Origin of the sequence: Haloarchaeobius amylolyticus, from assembly GCF_042678045.1 — an archaeon.
Lineage (GTDB): Archaea > Halobacteriota > Halobacteria > Halobacteriales > Natrialbaceae > Natrinema > Natrinema amylolyticus_A.
This window is the reverse complement of record NZ_JBHUDI010000001.1, coordinates 480881-500619: the sequence shown is the minus strand read 5'-3', so window position 1 is coordinate 500619 and position 19739 is coordinate 480881. Positions and strand designations below refer to the sequence as shown.

General features: G+C 64.7%; 18 protein-coding genes. 7 read left to right on the top strand and 11 right to left on the bottom strand.

What is annotated here, in order from left to right; genetic code table 11:
• Window positions 1-39: 39 nt before the first annotated feature.
• The 3 genes from ACFR99_RS02540 to ACFR99_RS02530 all read right to left on the bottom strand — a co-directional run bounded on the left by ACFR99_RS02540 (window position 40) and on the right by ACFR99_RS02530 (window position 4433).
• Window positions 40-3054, bottom strand: a complete 3015-nt coding sequence (locus ACFR99_RS02540) for an FAD-binding and (Fe-S)-binding domain-containing protein (RefSeq protein ID WP_390284056.1) — start codon at window positions 3052-3054, stop codon at window positions 40-42.
• Between the two features lie 152 nt (window positions 3055-3206).
• Window positions 3207-3809, bottom strand: coding sequence for a superoxide dismutase (sod, locus tag ACFR99_RS02535; protein WP_390284054.1), 603 nt, complete (start codon window positions 3807-3809; stop codon window positions 3207-3209).
• 201 nt (window positions 3810-4010) lie between these two features.
• Window positions 4011-4433: a DUF7344 domain-containing protein gene (locus ACFR99_RS02530; protein ID WP_390284052.1), complete on the bottom strand. Its 423-nt coding sequence runs from the start codon at window positions 4431-4433 to the stop codon at window positions 4011-4013.
• A 159-nt stretch (window positions 4434-4592) separates the two neighbouring features.
• On the opposite strand from ACFR99_RS02530, the gene ACFR99_RS02525 reads away from it, so the two are divergent.
• A complete protein-coding gene (locus tag ACFR99_RS02525; RefSeq protein ID WP_390284050.1) occupies window positions 4593-4799 on the top strand; it encodes a hypothetical protein in 207 nt (68 codons plus the stop codon).
• Here ACFR99_RS02525 and ndk read toward each other — a convergent pair.
• From ndk to rpl7ae, 4 genes are read right to left on the bottom strand one after another with little or no spacing between them, the layout of a single operon-like run.
• Window positions 4790-5254: a nucleoside-diphosphate kinase gene (gene ndk / locus ACFR99_RS02520; RefSeq protein WP_049989872.1), complete on the bottom strand. Its 465-nt coding sequence runs from the start codon at window positions 5252-5254 to the stop codon at window positions 4790-4792. The genes ACFR99_RS02525 and ndk overlap by 10 nt on opposite strands.
• Window positions 5251-5550 carry a 50S ribosomal protein L24e gene (locus ACFR99_RS02515; RefSeq protein ID WP_390284048.1) on the bottom strand — a complete coding sequence of 100 codons (300 nt, stop codon included), beginning with the start codon at window positions 5548-5550 and terminating at the stop codon, window positions 5251-5253. The genes ndk and ACFR99_RS02515 overlap by 4 nt, the downstream gene beginning before the upstream one ends.
• Window positions 5550-5774, bottom strand: a complete 225-nt coding sequence (locus tag ACFR99_RS02510) for a 30S ribosomal protein S28e (RefSeq protein WP_049926927.1) — start codon at window positions 5772-5774, stop codon at window positions 5550-5552. Before ACFR99_RS02510 ends, ACFR99_RS02515 begins: the two co-directional genes overlap by 1 nt.
• Window positions 5775-5785: 11 nt before the next feature.
• A complete protein-coding gene (gene rpl7ae / locus ACFR99_RS02505; RefSeq protein WP_390284046.1) occupies window positions 5786-6148 on the bottom strand; it encodes a 50S ribosomal protein L7Ae in 363 nt (120 codons plus the stop codon).
• A 325-nt stretch (window positions 6149-6473) separates the two neighbouring features.
• Between rpl7ae and tmcA the strand changes: the two genes are divergently transcribed.
• The 5 genes from tmcA (at window position 6474) to ACFR99_RS02480 (ending at window position 11792) form a co-directional block, all read left to right on the top strand.
• Window positions 6474-8726: a tRNA(Met) cytidine acetyltransferase TmcA gene (gene tmcA, locus ACFR99_RS02500; protein WP_390284044.1), complete on the top strand. Its 2253-nt coding sequence runs from the start codon at window positions 6474-6476 to the stop codon at window positions 8724-8726.
• A gap of 61 nt (window positions 8727-8787) precedes the next feature.
• A complete protein-coding gene (locus ACFR99_RS02495) occupies window positions 8788-9138 on the top strand; it encodes a hypothetical protein (RefSeq protein ID WP_390284042.1) in 351 nt (116 codons plus the stop codon).
• Between the two features lie 80 nt (window positions 9139-9218).
• The gene (locus ACFR99_RS02490) at window positions 9219-11018 is read left to right on the top strand and encodes an SLC13 family permease (RefSeq protein ID WP_390284040.1); all 1800 of its coding nucleotides are present in this window, start codon (window positions 9219-9221) and stop codon (window positions 11016-11018) included.
• A 73-nt stretch (window positions 11019-11091) separates the two neighbouring features.
• Window positions 11092-11577 carry a DUF456 domain-containing protein gene (locus tag ACFR99_RS02485; protein ID WP_390284038.1) on the top strand — a complete coding sequence of 162 codons (486 nt, stop codon included), beginning with the start codon at window positions 11092-11094 and terminating at the stop codon, window positions 11575-11577.
• 44 nt (window positions 11578-11621) lie between these two features.
• On the top strand, window positions 11622-11792 hold the full coding sequence (locus tag ACFR99_RS02480) for a hypothetical protein (RefSeq protein WP_390284036.1): 171 nt from the start codon (window positions 11622-11624) through the stop codon (window positions 11790-11792).
• 4 nt (window positions 11793-11796) lie between these two features.
• Here the strand turns inward: ACFR99_RS02480 and ACFR99_RS02475 are convergent, their stop codons facing one another.
• The 4 genes from ACFR99_RS02475 to ACFR99_RS02460 form a co-directional block, all read right to left on the bottom strand.
• The gene (locus ACFR99_RS02475) at window positions 11797-13515 is read right to left on the bottom strand and encodes a glutamate--tRNA ligase (RefSeq protein WP_390284034.1); all 1719 of its coding nucleotides are present in this window, start codon (window positions 13513-13515) and stop codon (window positions 11797-11799) included.
• Window positions 13516-13619: 104 nt separating this feature from the next.
• Window positions 13620-14882, bottom strand: coding sequence for an NRAMP family divalent metal transporter (locus ACFR99_RS02470; protein WP_390284032.1), 1263 nt, complete (start codon window positions 14880-14882; stop codon window positions 13620-13622).
• Between the two features lie 604 nt (window positions 14883-15486).
• Window positions 15487-16539, bottom strand: a complete 1053-nt coding sequence (idsA3, locus tag ACFR99_RS02465; RefSeq protein ID WP_390284030.1) for a geranylfarnesyl diphosphate synthase — start codon at window positions 16537-16539, stop codon at window positions 15487-15489.
• Window position 16540: 1 nt separating this feature from the next.
• Complete coding sequence (locus ACFR99_RS02460; protein ID WP_390284028.1) at window positions 16541-17893, bottom strand: RNase J family beta-CASP ribonuclease; 1353 nt, start codon at window positions 17891-17893, stop codon at window positions 16541-16543.
• A 436-nt stretch (window positions 17894-18329) separates the two neighbouring features.
• Here ACFR99_RS02460 and trkA point away from each other — a divergent pair, with 436 nt between their 5' ends.
• The gene (gene trkA / locus ACFR99_RS02455) at window positions 18330-19661 is read left to right on the top strand and encodes a Trk system potassium transporter TrkA (protein WP_390284026.1); all 1332 of its coding nucleotides are present in this window, start codon (window positions 18330-18332) and stop codon (window positions 19659-19661) included.
• Window positions 19662-19739: the final 78 nt, after the last annotated feature.

Sequence of the window (19739 nt, the reverse complement as noted above, 5' to 3'; positions counted from 1 at the left end):
TCGAACGCGAATCAGCAGCTGCTCGGGATCGCTGGATCGCTACGTCTCGAGGGCGCTGGCGAGCACCTCGACGGGGTGGGTGGGCCGATCATAGCCCTCGAAGTCCCCGATTTGTGTCTGACAGGAGGTGCCGGGGGCGACGACCGTCGTTTCGGTACGATCAGCGTGCCGATGTTCCTCCAGCTGGTCTCGTAGTATCGAGCCGATCGCCCGCGAGAGCTCGTAGTGGTCGGCTTCGTAGCCGAAACTGCCGGCCATGCCACAGCAGCCCGAATCGACGGGTTCGACGGCGTAGCCCGCTCGTCGGAGCACGCCGACTGCGTGGTGGTCGGCCCCGCGGGCCTTCTGGTGGCAGTGGCCGTGAAACGTGAGCGCGGTGTCCGCTGTTGCGGCGTCGTCGAACGACAGCTCCTCGTCCAGTCGGCGGTCGTCGATATACTCACAGACGTCGAACGCGTTCGCGGCGAGCGGTTCGACGCGCTCGTCGTCGAGCAGCGAGCGGTACTCGTCGACGACCATCGCCGCGTCCGATGGCTCGACGAACAGGACCGACCAGCCGCGCTCGAGATACGGCTCGAGGTCGTCGAGTAGCGCTCGACCCTGGTCGGCAGCGACCTCGAGCAGTCCCTGAGAGTAGGCCGCGCGACCGGTCGGACCGAGATCGGGAATCGCGACGCGGATCCCCGCAGTCTCGAGGACCTCGACGGCTGCCTTCCCGACTGCCGGATTCGAATAGTTGGTGTCCGTGTCGGGGTAGAGGACGACCCCCGCGGTTGCCGTTTCCGCATCGATCTGGGGTCCACGTTCCCCGTACCACTCGACCAGCGTCTCCCGCTGGAACGTCGGCAGCGTCCGCTCGGCCGCGATTCCAACTGTTTTCTCGAGGGCGGTCCGCGCCCCCGGCAGGTCAGTTGCATGGTTTGCAAGCGGCGCGACCGTACTGCCCAGTGCCGCCAGCCGATCGACGTTCGCGAACAGCCGCTCCCGGAGACTCGTCCCCTCGCGGTCGTGGTACTGGTGTTTGACTTCGGCCTTGAGCTTCGCGAGGTCGACCCCGGTGGGACAGTCGCTCTGACAGCCCTTGCAGCCGATACAGAGGTCGAGCACCTCAGACTGGAACCGCTCGCCGTAGAGTTCGTCGGGGTCGATCTCGCCGCTGATCGCCGCCCGCAGCAGGTTCGCACGGCCCCGCGTGGTCGCGATCTCCTCTTCGGTCGCTCGATACGTGGGACACATCACGTCGCTGCCGGTCTGCCGGCAGGTCCCACAGCCGTTACAGAGTTCGACGAGCTGTGAGAAGCTGCCTTCGTCGTCGAAGTCGAGCGTCGTTCGTGGCTCGAGGGTGGCGTAGTCCGGGCCGTATCGGAGGTGGTCGCGGATGTCGGTCGGCTCGTCGTCGCGGTAGACAACCTTCCCCGGATTCAGCCGCCAGTCCGGATCGAACGCCGATTTGAGGTCTTTGAACGCACTCCAGAGCTGGGGACCGTACAGCTTTGGATTGAACTCCGTCCGCGCGAGGCCGTCGCCGTGCTCGCCCGAAAACGAGCCGTTGTGTTCGGCGACGAGATCGGTGACGTCGTCGGCGATGGCACGCATTTTCTCGACGTCGTCGCCGTCTTTCAAATTGAGGACCGGCCGAATGTGCAGCGTGCCGACGCCCGCGTGGGCGAAGTAGGCCGCCGTCGTGTCGTGGCGCTCGAGGATTTCCTGGAAGCCCGCGACGTACTCCGCGAGCTCTTCGGGTGGGACGGAGGCATCCTCGACGAAGGGGTACGGTTTCGGATCACCCTCCATGCTCATCAACAGCGGGATGGCGGCTTTTCGAAGTTTCCAGAGCCGGTCCTGTTTCGCCGGCGAAAACGCCTCGAGCGATCCGAACGCCGCGCCCTCGTCGACGAGGTAGGTCGTCGCCGCGTCGACCGCCGCCGACAGGTCGTCGACGACTTCCGAATCGAACTCGAGCATCAACGCCGCCTCGGTCCCCTCGGGGATCGGCTCCGCGTACTCGGCGTACTCCGCCGAGTCGGCGGCCAGCCGGAACACCTCATCGTCCATGAGTTCGACCGCGCTGGCCTCGCGTGCGAGTGCCTCGGGGACGGCGGCAAGCGCCTCGAGCAGGTCGTCGTAACAACAGACCGCGAGCGCGGTCTCGTCGGGCCGGGTCACGAGCGAGAGGGTGGCCTCGACGACGATGCCGAGCGTGCCTTCGGCACCGACGAGCAGTTTCGAGAGATTGATGATTCGCTCCCCCTCCTCATCTTCCCGAATTACCTTTTGCAGGTTATAGCCGCTAACGCTCCGTTTGAGTTCGGGATAGCGTGACTCGATTTCGTCGGCATTGTTCTCGACGAGCGCCCGAACCGTCCGGTATAGTTCGGCTTCGCGGTCGTCTTTCGAAACGATGCGATCCCACTCCGGACTGTCGAGGACGATGTCCCGCGTGTGGATCAGTGAGCCGTCGGCGAGAACGACCTCGCACTCCTCGACGTAGGCGTCCGTGATGCCGTATCGCACCGAGTGTGCGCCCGTCGAGTTGTTTCCGATCCCGCCGCCGATCGTCGCACGATTCGACGAGGCTGGATCCGGCGCAAAGCGGAGGCCGTACGGCTCGAGCGCGTCGTCCAGATCGTCCTGCACGACGCCCGGCTGGACCACGGCGGTCCGTTCGTCTGGATCGACGGCTTTGATCCCGTCCATGTGCCGCGAGAGGTCGAGGACGACACAGCCCGGGCCGACGGTCTGCCCGGCGAGCGAGGTGCCGGCACCCCGCGGGAGCACCGGCGCGTCGTGGTCGGCCGCGACGCGGACCGCCGTGCGGACGTCGTCGACGTCCCGCGGGAAGACGACGCCGGCGGGCTGTGCGCTGTAGATGCTGCCGTCGGTCGCGTAGAGCACACGCGTGTACTCGTCGAAGCGCACGTCACCGTTACAGGCGGCCCGAAGGGCGGCCGCGAGCGTCCCGCTCGTCTCGTTCCGATCCGTCTCGAGCCGTGGCTGGTGTCGCTGCCGGTCCCGCTTCTCGACCCTCGTCTCGACGCTGTCCTCGGCGGCCATATGCGGTAAGACATCGTCCCGCATGACGTTAAACTATGGGCGTCACTCACAAGACGCATGGTATTGGGGATCGGTTAGCCACAACGGCAGCGATGGCCGTCGCTGTCGGTTGCTTCCTACCAAAAAACAGGGGATCGTGACGGGCTCGTCGCTTACTCGAAGTGGTCGAGGCACTTCTGGTACTCTTCTTCGGCCTTCTCCCAGTTGACGACGTCGAAGAAGGCGTCGATGAAGCTCCCACGGTCCGGACCGTAGTCGTAGTAGTAGGAGTGTTCCCAGACGTCCAGCGCGAGCACGGGATGGGAGCCCCAGAGCGCGCCCTGGTCGTGCTTGTCGACTGCGACGTTGCGCAGTTGCTTCGCGACCGGGTCGTATACCAGCAGTGCCCAGCCACCGGCGGCACCGGCAGCGGCCTCGAACTCGCCTTTCCAGCCCTCGTAGGAGCCGAAGTCCTCCTCGATGCGGTCGGCGAGGTCGCCCTCGGGTTCGCCGCCGCCGTCGGGGGACATGTTCTCCCAGAACAGCGTGTGGAGATAGTGTCCACAGCCGTTGTGGGTGACGTTGCTGAGGGCACCGGGCGTCGAACTGAAGTCACCCTCCTCGCGATTTTCTGCGAGGGTTTCTTCGGCGGCGTTGAGGCCATTGACGTAGCCCTGATGGTGCGTGTCGTGATGCCAGGTCAGGACCTGTTCGGACAGTGCCGGTTCGAGCGCGTCGTAATCGTACGGAAGCGGTGGAAGTTCGTGATCAGTCATAGTATTCGTCTCATGTTCTGTATCGGTTCCTCGCCTGTTAAGTTTTGAGGAGTGGGACGTTATCACCCCGAATAAACTCACGGCCGTCCCGTCGTGCGGTTTTCCGATACCTCACGGAGTTCCACCACAGGCTGGCTATTAAAGGTTTCAGCGGTTGCTGATATCCTACTCGTCGCTGCCGATCGCCGTAACTCGCCGGTGTTACGTGATCTCCTTGTGTCGGGCGTGTTCGAGCCACTCCTCGATCGACGGCTGGCCCCAGTAACGTACCATCTCGCTTCGCTGGTCGTATTCGAGAACTCCCGCGTCCTCGAGTTTTGGGAGGTGGGTGTGTGTCAGTTCGAGCCGAATGCGTGGGTGCTGGGCTGTCGTGTCTCCCCCATAGTCGCAATCGGTCTGCACTCGTGCGTTCGCGTCTGTGTCTCCGTCAGCCGCGCCCGTCAGTTGCTCGAGGCTGACGACGTTCTCGGTGAGCGTCTCGAGCGTTGCGACGCCGTCGGGTTGCTCGTTCAGATAGTAGAGTGCGTACCGTCGTCGGCTGTTCGAGAGCAAGTCGAAAACGAGGTCCAACGACGGCGTCGTATCCGCCATCAACGTACTCACTTGTCCCTCTCGTTCACGCATTCACGGCCCACCTCCTGTGTGTTACCATTCGAAACCACCAAGCGCCTGTTCTCGAGCCGAGACATTAGATGTTACGTCTCCCTAGATGAATACGTGTATTTTACTCTAGAATATTTTCGGGTTGTATAATCCGGTGTAGGTCCGATCGGTGTTGCATTCGTGACGGGACACTCATACGGACTCCTGTCAGTGGGTGCCGGCGCACCCGCGACCGTCCTGCGGGCCCACCGGTCACTCGTGACAGCAGACCGTATCAGCCAGTCAGGTACTGCTGTGTGCCAACTGGAAGGCGTCGTAGAGCTGCAACTGATCGTCGACCACCAGAAAATCGAAAACAGCTGTCGACTCGAGATCGACTACTCGTAGAGCCACTCGGCGTCGTGCTGATCGTAGTCGATCAGCTCGTCCTCGTCGAAGTGGATCGCGATCTCGCGTTCGTTTGCGCCCTCGTCCTCGTGGTCGGCGGCGTGGACGACGTTCCGACCGAGGTCGAGCGCGTAGTCGCCCCGGATCGTGCCGGGTTCGGCCTCGAGCGGATCGGTCTCGCCGATCATCTGGCGGACCTGCCGGGTCGCGTCCTGGCCCTCCCAGACCATCGGCACGACCGGCCCCGAGGTGATGAAGTCCACGAGGTCGTCGTAGAACGGCTTGTCCTCGTGTTCGCTGTAGTGTTCTTCTGCCCGTTCGCGGGGCATGTTCTCGACTTTGATGCCGACGAGCTTGAGCCCGCGGTCCTCGAGTCGGGAGACGACCTCGCCCACGAGACCGCGCGCGAAGGCGTCGGGCTTGACCATCACGAAAGTGCGCTCGTGATCGCTCATGCTTCTTCCGCCTCGACGTCGTCGCTCTCGTCCTCGGTGGACACGTCAGCTTCGTCTTCGGTCTCAGCTTCGTCTTCGTCGACCTCTGGGGCGGGCGTCTGCTCCTGAGCGGGCCCCTTGGCGCGACGACCCTCTTCGGTCCACTCCAGATCTCGGGGTTCGCGTCCGAGCTTGTAGTTTTTCTCCGCTTTGGAGTCGACGAAGTGGAGCACGGTGCCGTCGTTTTTGACGTACATGATGCCCGTGCCGGGTTCGATCTCTTCGCCCGTGTAGTCGCAGGTGCGTTTCTCGACCATTATTGTCCTCCGATGGAGTCGGCCTCGCGGGCGGTCTCGCGAAGCTGGAGTACGTCCCCTTCGCGGACCGGCCCGAGGCAGTTACGGGTGATGATGCGTCCCTGGTTCTCGCCCTCCTTGATCCGGCATTTGACCTGCATGGCTTCACCGTGCATGCCGGTCTTGCCGACGATCTCGATGACCTCGGCGGGCGTAGATCCGGTTTCTTCCTCTTCAGCACTCATCTCTGATCACCTCAGTCGAGGTCCTCGACCTTGCCGGCGATGTCCTCGACGTCGCCGTCGGCCTCGCCAGCGTCGACGATCGCCGCCGCGGCCGAGCCGACCTCGAGGCCGGCGGCGTGGCCGACGTCGTCCTGCGTCTCGATGAAGACGACCGGGATGCCCTTCTCGTCGGCGAGCTCCGGCAGGTGCATGACGATCTCTTCAGGGGAGACGTCTTCGGCGACGTAGACGAGCTCGGCGTTGCCGCGCTCGATGGCCTTCGTCGTTTCGTTGGTTCCTTTCTTTACTCGTCCGGTGTCTCGTGCGACCTCGAGCGCCTCGAGGGCGTCGTCTGCGAGGTCGGCTGGGATGTCGGTGGTTACGTAGACTGACATTGGTTGTTCACCTCTCCTACACGTGGGCTCGCGCTCCCCTGCCGTCCGGGCGCTGGGCACCCGTGCCGGAACGACTCCGGCGGAAGTCCTGTAGGGCTAGGAGCATCATCAACCCCGCGTAGGGTGTACACCTGAGTAGCGTTGCCCTCCTTAAAAGCGTGTTCAAACGAGCGAGTGCGTGAGACCCCTCCGCACGGACCGTTCGATCTCGGTGACGGGTCACGATTTCCCGCCGACCCATGTCCGACGATTGGCTGGTCGTGTGCGTTCGCGCCACCCGTCGCGGTCCGGTGGCTATTACTCTCGAGCCTTCCACACCTGGCACATGGACGTCGACGCCGTCGGTCTCGCCGAATCGCTTCGCGAGGAAGCCGAGTACGCGAACGAACGCCGGCTGCTGGTACTCGCAGGCGACCGTAAACGGGGGTACGATACCCTCGAGTCGATCCTCGATACGCTCCCCGTGCCGATCACCGAGACGACCCTCGTCGGCCCTGACGACCGGCTCCGCTGTGAACAGCTCCCGCAGGCCAACGCGAGCGAACTGCTGGGAACGACCAGGGACGTGATCGCCGTCGACGCCCACGACGAACTCCGGCCTAACGCGCTCGGCAAAGTCGTCGGAGCAGTCGACGGCGGCGGTCTCCTCGTCCTGTTGACCCCGCCGCTCGAGTCCTGGCCGGACCGCCACGACGGGTTCGACGCCTCGCTGGCTGTCCCACCGTTCTCCGTAGACGACGTTACCGGCCGGTTCAAACGCCGGCTCGTCGAGACGCTGCGAGCCCACCGCGGGATCACGATCGTCGACCTCGAGAGCGGCCGACTCGACGCCGACGGGCTGACCCACCCGGCCCCGCGGATGCCGTCGGAGCCGCCGACGCCACCCGCGGATCACCGGTTTCCGACCGCGACCTACGAGGCCTGCCTGACGGCCGACCAGGTCGACGCTGTCGCCGCCCTCGAGTCACTTGCCGAGCGCGAGCAGGCTGTCGTCCTCGAGGCCGACCGTGGCCGGGGCAAATCGAGCGCCGCGGGGCTGGCCGCGGGCGCGTACGTCGCCGCCGGCGAGGACGTGCTCGTGACCGCACCCGCTGCCCGGAACGCGGCGGAACTGTTCGAGCGCGCCAGTGAACTCGTCGAGGCACTCGGCACCGACGCCGTCGTCGAACCTCGCCGGATCGAGACGGCTGCCGGCGGCTCGATCCGCTTTCGCGAACCAGCCACGGCCGTCGACGACCTCGAGTCGGCCGATATCGTCGTCGTCGACGAGGCCGCTGCACTGCCGGTCGCCACGCTCGAGTCGCTGCTGGCGGCCGATCGCGTCGCCTTCGCGACGACGATCCACGGCTACGAAGGTGCAGGGCGGGGCTTCTCGGTTCGATTCCGCGACCGACTCGCCGAGAGCGACCACGAGGTACTCGACTGCCAGCTCGTCGAGCCCATCCGATACGCGGCGGGGGATCCCGTCGAAGTGTGGGCCTTCCGCGCCCTGCTGCTCGACGCCCGCCCGCCGGTCGACTCGCTCGTGGCCGACGCCACACCCCAGACGGTCGACTACCGGCGACTCGAGCCCGACGACCTGCTGGCCGACGAGCGTCTGCTCCGGGAAGCATTCGGCCTGCTCGTGCTCGCCCACTACCGAACCGAGCCCGCCGATCTCGCGCGATTGCTCGACGCGCCCAATCTCGAGGCTCGCGCGCTCGTCCACGACGGCCACGTCGTCAGCGTGGCGCTGCTCGCTCGTGAAGGAAACCTCTCGCCGGAAACCCGCTCTATGATGTACGAGGGCGGCCGCGTCCGCGGCAACATGCTCCCGGACGTGCTGACCAGCCAGTTGCGAGACGAAGCGGCAGCCGAGACGGCCGGGCTGCGCGTCGTCCGCATCGCGACCCACCACGCCGCCCGCTCGCGGGGACTGGGGTCACGTCTGCTCGAGTGCATCCGCGAGGAGTTCGAATCCGCCGTCGACTGGCTTGGCACCGGCTTCGGCGCGACGCCCGGCCTGCTGGCGTTCTGGCGCGAGAACGACTACCGGGCAGTCCACATCTCGACGACGCGCAACGACGCCAGCGGCGAGTACTCGGCGCTCATGCTCGCGCCGACGAGCGACGCGGGTCGGGCGCTCCACGATCGTCACGCAGACTGGTTCGTCCGCCGGTTCGCCGCCCTCTGTTCCGATGCGCTTGACGACCTCGAGCCCGATGTCGCCCGCGCGGTGCTCCGCAGCGTCGTCGATAGGGCGGGACCGCCACTCGCGTTGACTGACCACGAGTGGCGGGTCGTCGCGGGAGCAGCCTACGGGCCGGGCCTGTTCGACGTCGATCCGGGGCCGTTCCGGGAGCTCGTCGTCCGGTACTTTGCCGACGACCCCGACGCCGTCGACTTGAGCGACCGCGAGGAACGACTGTTCGTCCTGCGCGTCCTCCAGAGCCGCGACTGGGAGTCCGTCGCCGATCGGCTCGGGTATCACTCGACAGGACAGTGTATGCGAGCACTCGGCGACGCCGTCTGTCCGCTGGTCGATCACTACGGGGATGCCCCTGCGCTCGAGGTGCGCGAGCGATTCGCCGAGCGCTGAGTTCGATGAGTCGCACCGCGAAAACCGGGCATTATTTCAATATGCTGAATACTTCGTGTACGTGCTCGCGACCCCACTGGTGTTGCTCTCCGTGTTCGGGGTCGATCCCGACGGTACGGGAGTGATCGTCGTCGCGTTGTTGCTGGTCTGTCTGGTTTTCGCTGCACTCGCCACGGTCGTGTCGCTCGTCAAGGATGCTGGCTCGATCGCGGATGCGAGGGTGGCCTGGCAGCAGCTCTCAGTGATATACGTCGCCGTTCCGATCGGCGCATACGCGCTTGTCTATCTGGTCGCAACACTCCGACAGTCAATACACCCGCCCGGGGATGCCATGTACGGGTTTGTCGTCGCGCTTTGGGGTTCGTCACTCGTGTATCTCGTCAATAGACACCGGTACGTCGGCACGCCGTAGCTCGAACCTGGCCCGGTCTTCAGCCTGCGGTGATTCAGCCGCTGTTATTTACTGTTCGCGCTGGAAGACTTCAAAACTGGATGGCTCAGTTGACGACTGGTGCGTTGCTGGTCTTTCTGATCATCGCCGTCGCGCTCGTGTTGTTCGTCACCGAGCCGGTGCCGATCGACGTGACGGCACTCGGGATCATGGTGAGTCTGATGATGCTCGGTCCGTGGACGGGTGTCTCACCGCGTGATGGCGTCGCCGGCTTCTCGAACCCAGCGACGATCACGATCCTCGCGATGATGATCCTGAGCGAGGGGGTGCGTCGAACCGGGCTCATTCAGCGTCTCCAGGAGAACGTCGCCTCGTACACAGGTGAGAGCGAACACAAGCAACTCGGTGCGACGATCGGCATCGTCGGGCCGCTGTCGGGACTGATCAACAACACTGCAGCCGTCGCCGTGCTGGTCCCGATGGTCAACGACCTCGCTCACGAGAACGGGACATCCCCATCGAAGCTCCTCTTGCCGCTGTCGTACGCGTCGATGTTCGGTGGCATGCTCACACTCATCGGGACCTCCACCAATCTCGTCGCGAGCAGTCTCTCCGCGCGGTACCTCGATCGCCCCTTCTCGATGTTCGAGTTTACGCACCTCGGCGTCATCGTGTTCGTCGTCGGCTCGGCGTACCTGCTGACGGTCGGCTACTGGCTCACCCCGTCGCACGTGACGCCACGAAGCATCCGTGAGACGACCGCGAAAGAGGAGTACCTCACGGAACTCGTCGTCCACGAACACTCGCCAGTGGTCGGCTTGACGCTCCAGGACGCCCTCGAGGAGGTCGGTTTCGAGGCTGAGGTCACCCAGCTCATCCGGGACGATCGGTACGTCGCTAATCCCCCGCTGTCGACGACCGTCGAGAGCGACGACGTCTATACGGTTCGGCTCACCGACGACGCGCTCCAGTCGCTCCTCGAGGTCGACGGCGTCGATCTCGTTCCCGGCGCAACGACCGAAGCCGATCTCGAGACGCTTGCCCCAGAACAGACGCTCGTCGAAATCGTCCTCACGGCGGGCTCGGATCTGATCGGCGAGACGATCGACTCGGCCAATTTTTCCGACACCTACCAGGCGCGCGTGCTCGCGGTTCGACGAGGCGGCCAGATCTCCCACGAACGCCTCTCCGAGTTTACGTTCCGGCCGGGCGACGCGCTGCTTATCGAGTCCGAAGCGGAGACGGTCGACCGGCTTGCCGACAACCCGAACGTCATCGTCGCCGGTGACCTCGCGCTCCAGCAGTTTCGGCGGTCAAAACTGCCGATCGCGGTCGCCGTCATTCTCGTCGTCGTCGTCGTGGCCGCGCTCGATCTGCTTCCGATCATGGTCTCGGCGCTTGGTGGCGTCGTCGTGATGCTCGCTGCCGGCATCGTCAAGCCAGCCGAGGCCTACGATGCCGTTCAGTGGGACGTCATCTTCCTGCTCGCGGGCGTCATCCCGCTAGGGAGTGCGATGGCCGAAACCGGCGGCGCGGACATCCTCGGCGCGCTCGTCGTCTCGAGTGCGGATTTCCTGCCGGCAGTTGCTGTCCTCGGCCTGTTCTACCTGTTGACGGCGCTGATGACCAACGTCGTCAGCAACCAGGCGAGCGTCGTCTTGCTCGTTCCGGTGGCCGTCGACGTGGCCGCACGGCTGAACGCGAACGCCTTCGCGTTCGTCCTCGCCGTGACCTTCGCCGCCAGTACGGCGTTTATGACGCCCGTCGGCTACCAGACCAATCTCTTCGTCTACGGCCCGGGGAAGTACCAGTTCTCGGATTTCATCCGTGTTGGCGGCCCGCTCCAGTTGCTCCTCGCGATCGTCACGACCGTCGGCATCGTGGCCTTCTGGGGGCTGTAGCGCGCGACCTCTGAACGGAGCGCCTCGAGACAGCCGGCAGTACGGCTTTGACGATCGGGCCCTTCCAGCCGGTATGGTCGATGCGGTGACGCTCGTCGCGATCGTGTTGCTCGTCGGTGCCATCGTCGGCGCAGCCGTGCCGATGGTTCCCAGCGGGCTCCTCTCGCTTGCCGGCCTCGGCGTCTACTGGTGGGGGGCCGGAACCGCCGAGCTGAGCGTCCTCACGTTCGTCGTGCTCGCTTTCCTTGCCCTCGTCACGGCACTTATCGAGTTCTTCGGCGGCTCGATCGCCGCGCGAGCAGGCGGCGCGTCGTGGATCACGACCGCGGCCGCCGCCGTCGTGGGTATCGTCCTCATGGTCGTCACCGGTCCGATTGGGCTACTCGTCGGCCTCTTCGGGACCGTCTTCGTCCTCGAGTTCGTCCGCGACGGCGAACTCGAGGGCAGTACGCGCTCGGCGGTCTACACGACGATCGGCGTGCTCGCCTCGACGGCGGTGCAGGTCCTGCTGACGGCGGCGATCCTCTTTGGGTTCGTCGTCGTCGTGTTCGTGCTGTGATCGCGGGCAAACACTGAAGCTGTGGCTATCGTTCACACTGACGAATGGAGACAGAGTGTTCCGAGGCCGACTGCGAGCGCCCCGCCGCGGTCGAGTTGCATATCCCCTGGGACGAGAACCGGCTCGTCTGTGCCGCTCACGCCCGCGTGCTGGGTCGCCAGGACGGCGTCGTCGCCGACCCCGACCCGGATCGAGCCGGCGACTTACTCGAGTAGCGTGTCAGGGATGGGTGTAGTAGACGACCGTCTCGTCCGCGTCGTGGCGGTCGATTCGCGCGAAGCCGACGCGCTCGAACTGGACGACGTCGTCGGGCTCGAGTCCACCGACGCCCGGTTCCGCGTGGCCAGAGACGTCGCCCTCCATCGTTCGCATGCGGACCGGCACGCCCTCGTCGGCCGGGACCCAGTGGACGACATCCACGTCCCCCTCGCGGACGACGTCGATGTCGTCGCCGGTGTACTGGAGTGTGTCACGCGTATACTGGAAACAGCCAAGTCCCTTGAGCCAGATCCGTTCTTCGCGATCGGGGAGGTCTCCCTCCTCGAGTAAGACGGCATCACTGACCGGAATCTCTCGAACGCCGCGGTCCTCGTGGTTGGGATGCAGCGGCGGATTCGCTTCGTCTGGTGGGCTGCCGCCGAGGGGGAGCTGGATGCCGTCACGGACGAGGAATCGGCGATCGCTCTCCTCGTCGATCAGGTCGCGGTTGTTCGCGTAGATCGAACTCATCGCGAGGTCGACGTCGGTGGTCGAGGTGCCCAACTTGGTCATCGCGTCGACGATGGCCTCGCCACGGATGCCGCGTCGGCGCAGGCTCTTGAGCGTCGGCGCACGCGGGTCGTCCCAGCCGTCGAGTTCGCCCTGCTCGATCAGTTCCGAAATGGTCGACGTACTCATCTTGACGTCGTAGTCGTCGAGTTGGACGTGGCCCCAGTGGATGACTTCGGGATATTCCCAGTCGAAGTAGTCGTAGACGAACTGCTGGCGTTTCGCGGAGTCCTGCAGGTCGATCCCGCGGATGATGTGCGTGATCCCGATGAGGTGATCGTCGACGCCCGACTGGAAGTCCAACATTGGCCAGCACCGGTACTCGCTGGCCTCCTCGCGTGGGTGTGGCGTATCGATCATTCGGAAGGCCACCCAGTCGCGTAGCGCGGGGTTCTTGTGTTCGATGTCGGTCTTGACCCGCAGGACCATCTCGCCGCTGTCGTACTCGCCGTCGATCATGGCCTCGAACTCCTCGAGGACTGTGTCGACGTCCTTGTCGCGGTGGGGACACGGCTCGCCCGAGTTCTTCAGCTCGGAGAAGTCCTCGCCCGAACACGAGCAGGTGTAGGCGCCGCCCAGTTCGATCAGCTCGCGGGCGTGGTCGTAGTAGGTCTCGAGGCGACCGCTCGCCTTGTACGTCGCGTCGGGCTCGAAGCCGAGATAGTCGAGATCCTCGAGGATATCGTCGTAGGCGTCGAGATCGGGCCGCTTGGTCTCGGGATCGGTGTCGTCGAAGCGCACGCAGAACCAGCCGTCGTATCGGTCGCGGTAGGTGCCGATGACGGCGGGCATCCGGGCGTGGCCGACGTGCCACGGACCGTTGGGGTTTGGCGCACACCGCATCCGGATCTCGTCGTACTCCTCGGCGTTCGGAAGCGCTGGAAGGTCGTGTTCGTCTTCCTCCTCCTCGGCTTCGATCTCTGCGAGTTCCTCGGGTGCGAGTTCCTCGAGGCGGGCACGTTTGGCCTCGTAATCGAGGTCGTTGACCCGTCCGACGACGCCGCCGGCGATTCCTGGAATCTCGTCGCCGTGCTCGCGGAAGTCGGGGTTGTCGCCCATCAGCGGCCCCATGATCGCACCGACGTCGGCGTCGCTCTCGTGTTTGACGGCGTTCAACAGCGCGTGCTTTTCGACCTCGCGTTCGACGCGCTCGCGTAACTCGTCGTTCATTATCGAGCGGTATTCGTGCCCGGACCAAAACCCCCGCGGTGTCGGCTCGGCGAGCGCCGGTCACGCGGCCCGCCACAAACTGGCGACGACGGGTTCAGGCGCGGTCAGAACCCGCCCCCGGTGAGCAGGTCCAGGAAGTCCTGCATCGACAGTGCGGCCAACACGATGGCCAGCAGCACCAGCAACGCGTTGACGACGTTCAGTTTCCGAGAGTTGCAGTACTCGCCCATCGTTTCGCGGTCGTTGACCGCCCAGAACAACAGGACGGCCGCGACCGGCAGCCCGAAGATGCCGTTGTACATCGGGAACAGGATTACCATGTCGACGACCGAGAGGTCCATGACCCGGCTGATCACCGGCGAGAGAACGCCGACGCCGGTCAGTCCCGCGAAGACGATTGTGAACAGCCGATCGCCCTTCTGGACGTCCACTCCGGCCGCCTGCGGGATCATGTACGCGGGCGCCCACATGATCGGGATGATGCTGTTGAACGCGGCCGCGATCACGCCGCCGACGAACAGTACCATCGCCCATACGCCCAGCACCTCGACCAGCGCTTCGCCGGGCGTGATGAACGTCTCGAGTTGCGTAAAGCCCATTGGGCGCAGCAGCGCCGCGGCGGCGATCAGGATCGCGATCGTCGTCACGCCGCCGACCGCGTAGCCGATCGCCAGGTCCTCCCGTGCGTCGGGCAGGTCGCTCTGGTCCGTCCAGCCCTTCTGGTGGACGAGGATCGACTCGAGGAAGAAGTTCGGCCACAACGCGGTCGTCCCGAGCAGCGCGGCGGCCATCGCCAGCGCGCCGAACGTGTCCGTCGTCGGGACGAACCCGAGCGCGACGTCACCCAGGTTCGCGCCGCTCGGGAGCGCGACGATCACGTAGATGACCATCAGTGACAGCATCATCCCGATCATCACGTTCTCGACGGTGTCGTAGTTCAGGACGCCGACGCCGATCGCCGCGAACGTCGTCACGACGGCGATCGGTTGCCAGCCGATCGCGCCGCCGAGCAGGAACGAGATACCTGCGCCGACGGCGGCGACGAGGCCGAGGGTCCACGCGACGCAGCCGATCGACAGGAATATCGCGATCGCCGTCGCCCCCGGCCGGCCGAGCTTCTTCCGAACGAACATCATCAAGGGCTCTCCGTGGATCCCTAATCGGGCGCTCATGTCCTGGGCCATGAACCCGAGCAAGGCGGCGCCGACGACGGCCCACAACAGCGTGTAGCCGTGCATCACGCCGGCCTGGCTGGCGATGAACACCGATCCGGAGCCGAAGTAGCTGGCGACCATCACGAACGCCAGTCCGTACTGTTGTACCTGTCCGGCCACGTAGTCGACTGAAGAAAAGTTGCGGATGCTCATTCGTTGGTGCTTTGCGTTCGACGGTCGATTCGCCGTAGGTGCCGGACGCTGACGAACTGCTCCTGTGGGGATTCGATACGCTGTGGCTCGTCGGACTGTGGGTGTGTTCGCATCATGGTTGTGTCGTAACGCCCGACCTCGAAAAGCGAACGAGTGCGGGTGTCGCTGAGTGTAGTACACTTGCAGTAAACAGTCGCAGAGGGGAGTGTTCACGCCCGGAATGTTCAACCGGTCAGTTCCGAACCGCCGTACAGCGCCGGGGTCACGTGGATGGTCGGTTCACCTCCGACGATCCACGGTCGATCCGGGCGTAATTTCGCCGTTCGAGAGCACGGAACTGGCCGTAGAACCGAGCTGGAGGAACGGAACGAACCCGCCCACAGCAGCAAGGAAAGCCGTTAACCGACCGAGCCAGCTACCCGGCCTCGAGACTCGTGGTCGTTACCCTCGAGAGACGGGTCGCCCTGCTCGCGCGCTCCTTTCTCGGCGGCGTGATCGTCGCCACGATCGGCCCCGGCGGGATCCTGATCGTCACCGGACTGATAGCAGTCGGGTGCAACCGCTCGAGAGTCACTCCGTCCGAAAAACGACCGGCGCGGAAGCGTCAGTAGCCGCGTTCGATCAGGTAATCCGCGAGTTCACAGAGGAGGTCACGCGCCTCGTTGTCCGGCAAGACTTCGAGTCGGCCCTTGCCACGCTCGACTAAGTCGCGGGCGGTCTGGTTCGCATACGAGATCGAGCCGGCCGCCTCGAGTTCGGCGACTGCGTCGTCGATCTCGGCTTCGGTGACCGCGTCGACATCGTCGGTGTCGACCAGATTGTCGACGTCGACGCCCTGCTCGCGGGCGTGGACGGTGATCAACGTCTGTTTGTTCTCGACGAGGTCGCTGCCCCGCTGTTTGCCGAGTTGTTCGCTGGGGACCGTCAGGTCGAGGACGTCGTCCTGGATCTGGAACGCGCGGCCGACGTCGAGGCCGTAGCCGTAGAGTTCGTCGACCGTCTCGTCGTCAGCGCCGAGCAAGATTGCCGGCAGACACGCCGACGCTGCGTAGAGGACGGCCGTTTTCTGTTCGACCATCTCCAGATACTCGTCGGGCGAGACGTCGGTGCGCTCCTCGAAGGTGACGTCGAGTGACTGCCCCTCGCAGATGTCCGTACAGGTGGTCGCGAGGACGTCGAGCGCGTCGACGATGCGACCGGACTCTGCGCCCGTTTCGAGCATGATCTCGAACGCCTTCGAATAGAGCGTGTCGCCGGCCAGAATGGCCGTCTCGAGGTCGTACTCTTTGTGGACGGCGGGGACGCCACGCCGGAGGTCGTCGTCGTCCATGATATCGTCGTGGATCAGGGTAAACGACTGGATGACCTCGACGCTGACGGCGCCAGCCATCACGTCGACCGGGCCGCTGTCGTCGAGTGGGGGAAACGACCGGTACTCCGTGGAGAGCGAGTCGACGTCGGCCAGTGCCTCTGCCGCTGTCAGGAAGACAGTCGGCCGGAGCCGCTTGCCGCCCGCGTCCAGCAGGTACCGAGCGGCTTCGTAGAGCCGCTCGGGTCGCTGGATCGGCAGCTCCTCGGGAATCGCGTCGTTGACGAGCTCACGACGCTTCCGCACCGCTTCGAGCACCGCCTCTTCGCGTGCCTCGGGACTCGTCATATCAGTCGACAAGCTGGATGAGGTTCCCGTTGCGCGTGACGTGGAGATCCCGTCCGAGCGTGTATCCCTCGTTCGAGGCGAGGTCGACGTAGCCCGAGAACCCTTTCATGTCTTGGTGGGCAGGGATGACGTGCTGGGGCTGGAGCGCGTCTAACATCTCGTAGTGGCCCTCCTGATTGAGGTGGCCCGAAACGTGAATGTCGTCGTAGATGCGCGCGCCCTGCATGCCGAGCAGTTTCTCGGCCTGATAGCGCTGGCCCTCGTTGGTCGGCTCCGGAATCACGCGGGCGGAGAAAACGACCTTGTCGCCGTCGTCGAGCTCGTAGGGAGTTTCGCCGCGGGCCATCCGGGTGAGCATCGCGCGGGGCTCGCCCTGGTGGCCAGTGACGACGGGCAGATAGTCCTCTTTCCCCTCGTTCATGATCCGCTTGAACGTCCGGTCGACGGACTTGCGGTGGCCGAACATTCCCAGATCGGACGGGAAGTCGACGAAGTCGAGTCGTTCGGCGGTGCCCGAATACTTCTCCATCGACCGGCCCAGCAAGACGGGCTGACGACCGATGTCGTCGGCGAACTCGACGAGCGATTTCACGCGAGCGATGTGACTCGAGAACGTCGTCGCGACGATCCCGCCGTCGTAGTCCTCCATGCTGTAGAGGACGTCCCGGAGGTGTTCGCGTGCGACGTTTTCGGAGGGCGTTCGGCCTTTTTTGTTTGCGTTGGTACAGTCCTCGATGTAACAGAGGACGCCGTTGCCCTCGCGGCCGATCTCACGGAACCGCTCCATGTCGATCGGGTCGCCGATGACCGGCGTGTGGTCCATCCGTTTGTCCAGTCCGTAGACGATCGCGCCCTCGGGCGTGTGGAGGACTGGGTTGATGGCGTCGATGATCGAGTGGGTGACGTTGACGAACTCGAGGTCGACCTTTCCGCTGTCGCCGATCGACATCGTCTCGCCGGCCTCCATCTTGATCAGGTCGTTCTCGACGCCGAACTTCTGTTCGCCCTCGATCTGCTGTTTGACCAGTTCGATCGTAAACGGCGTGGCGACGACCGGTGCGTTGTACCGGTGGGCCAGCTTCGAGATGGCACCGATGTGGTCCAGGTGGCCGTGGGTGGGGACGATCGCCTGAACGTCGCCCTCCAAGTCGCTCATGACCCGGTCGTCAGGGATCGCACCCATGTCGATCAGGTCGAGACTGTGCATCCGTTCGGTTTCGACGTTATCGTGGATCAGTACCTTCGAGAGGTTCAGACCCATGTCGAAGATGACGACGTCGTCGCCGGCGCGGACGGCAGTCATCTGCCGCCCAACCGCTTCGTAGCCGCCAATCGTTGCAATTTCGATTTCCATGGTTCGTAGCACTGAAAGCCGCGTGGTGGACTCTCATCGAAACGGTCCGCGGACTCCCGGTTGTTCGGCCCCGGCGTCTTGCAGCGCGTCGGCCATCCCGCTATGCGTCCGCGGAGACAACCAGTCTCCAGCCGGCTCACGACATCGTGAGCCCCGAACGCACTTGCCCGCGGGTTTCGCTATGTGCTCGTACACGCCCAGGTGTTAAAAACACAGTGGGTTAGCCTATCGGTCCGTGTCCGGCTCGTTGATCGGGTACCGGGGAAGTAACCGGCCCGGCTTCATACGGACTCCTGTCAGTCATGTCCGGTGTACCCGCGACCCGTCCTGTGGGTGCACCGGGACATCGTGACAGCAGACCGTATCACGCATCGTAATCCATTTCCCGGTTGCCCCGAAACACGGTTTCAGTACGCATGCTTTCGGAGGGATCGTCGTGTACGTGATTATCGTCGGTGCCGGTGAAGTCGGCCGCTCGATCGCCGCGAACCTCGAGGACACCCACGATGTCGTCGTCGTCGACCGCGACGGTGACGTGACCGAGCAACTCACCTACGAGCTCGACGTCCTCACGATCCGTGGCGACGGGACCGACCTCGAGGTACTGCGCGAGGCCGGTCTCGAGCAAGCCGGGCTCGTCATCGCCTGTACCGACAACGACGAGACCAACGCGGTCGTCTGTGGCGCGGCGAAAGCCACGTCCGAGGTCTTCACGATCGCCCGTGTCCGCCGGCGGACGCTCCTCGAGACCTGGCAGGGCTCGCAGGGAGCCTTCGGCGTCGATTTCATGGTCTGTACCGACCTGCTGACTGCACAGACGATCTTCCGGATCTCGGGGCTTCCCAGCGCCCACGACGTCGATACGTTCGCCGGCGGGCTCGTCCGCATGGCCGAGTTCGACATCCCGGAAGGCAGCCCGATCGTCGACCGGACGGTCAGCGAGGCTGACTGTTACGATTCGCTGACGTTCGCCGCGATCTTCCGGGACGACGAGATGATCGTCACGCGCGGCGATACCGTCATCCGGGCGGGCGATCGGGTCGTCGTCATCGGAAGTCCGGACTCGATGCGTGATTTCGCCGACGAAGTCGCGACGACGCCGGACGACACCGAGGAGGTCGTCATCGTCGGCGCGAGCGAGATCGGGTTTCAGGCCGCCCGCGAGTTCGAGGACCACGGCTTCCGGCCGCGATTGATCGAACAGGACCACGAGCGGGCCCGCGAGGTTGCCGAGGCGCTGCCGAACACCATGGTCATGGAAAGCGACGCGACCAATTCCGAGTTCCTCGCCCGCGAACACGTCGGCGAGGCCGACGTCGTGGTCGCAGCCTTAGATAGCGACGAGAAGAACCTGCTCGTCTCACTGCTAGCCGACAGACTCGGCGTCGACCGCACCGTCGCCATCATCGAAACACCCGAGTACGCCGACCTCTTCGAGACCGTCGGCGTCGACGTCGCGGTCAACCCCCGCGAGGAGACTGCCGAGGAGATCATTCGCTTTACCCGGACCGACCACACCGAGAAAATAGCGATGCTCGAGCACGACCGCGCGGAGGTCATCGAGATCGAGGTCGGGCCCGACAGCGTTCTCGTCGGACAGGACATCGCGACAGCGACCAACGACCTCCCGGACGGCGTCGTCATCGGTGCGATCTCTCGGGGCGGCGAGCACATCACGCCACGAGGTTCGACTGCCGTCGAGCCCGGCGATCACGTCATCGTCTTCGTCGACGCGGCTGTGCTCGACGAGGTCGTCGACCTGATCTAGCGTCCCGTCCCGACTCCGGTATCCGCCACGAGCGTCCGCTGTACCCGTTACGATGGATTAATATATGCTAGCTGAAAT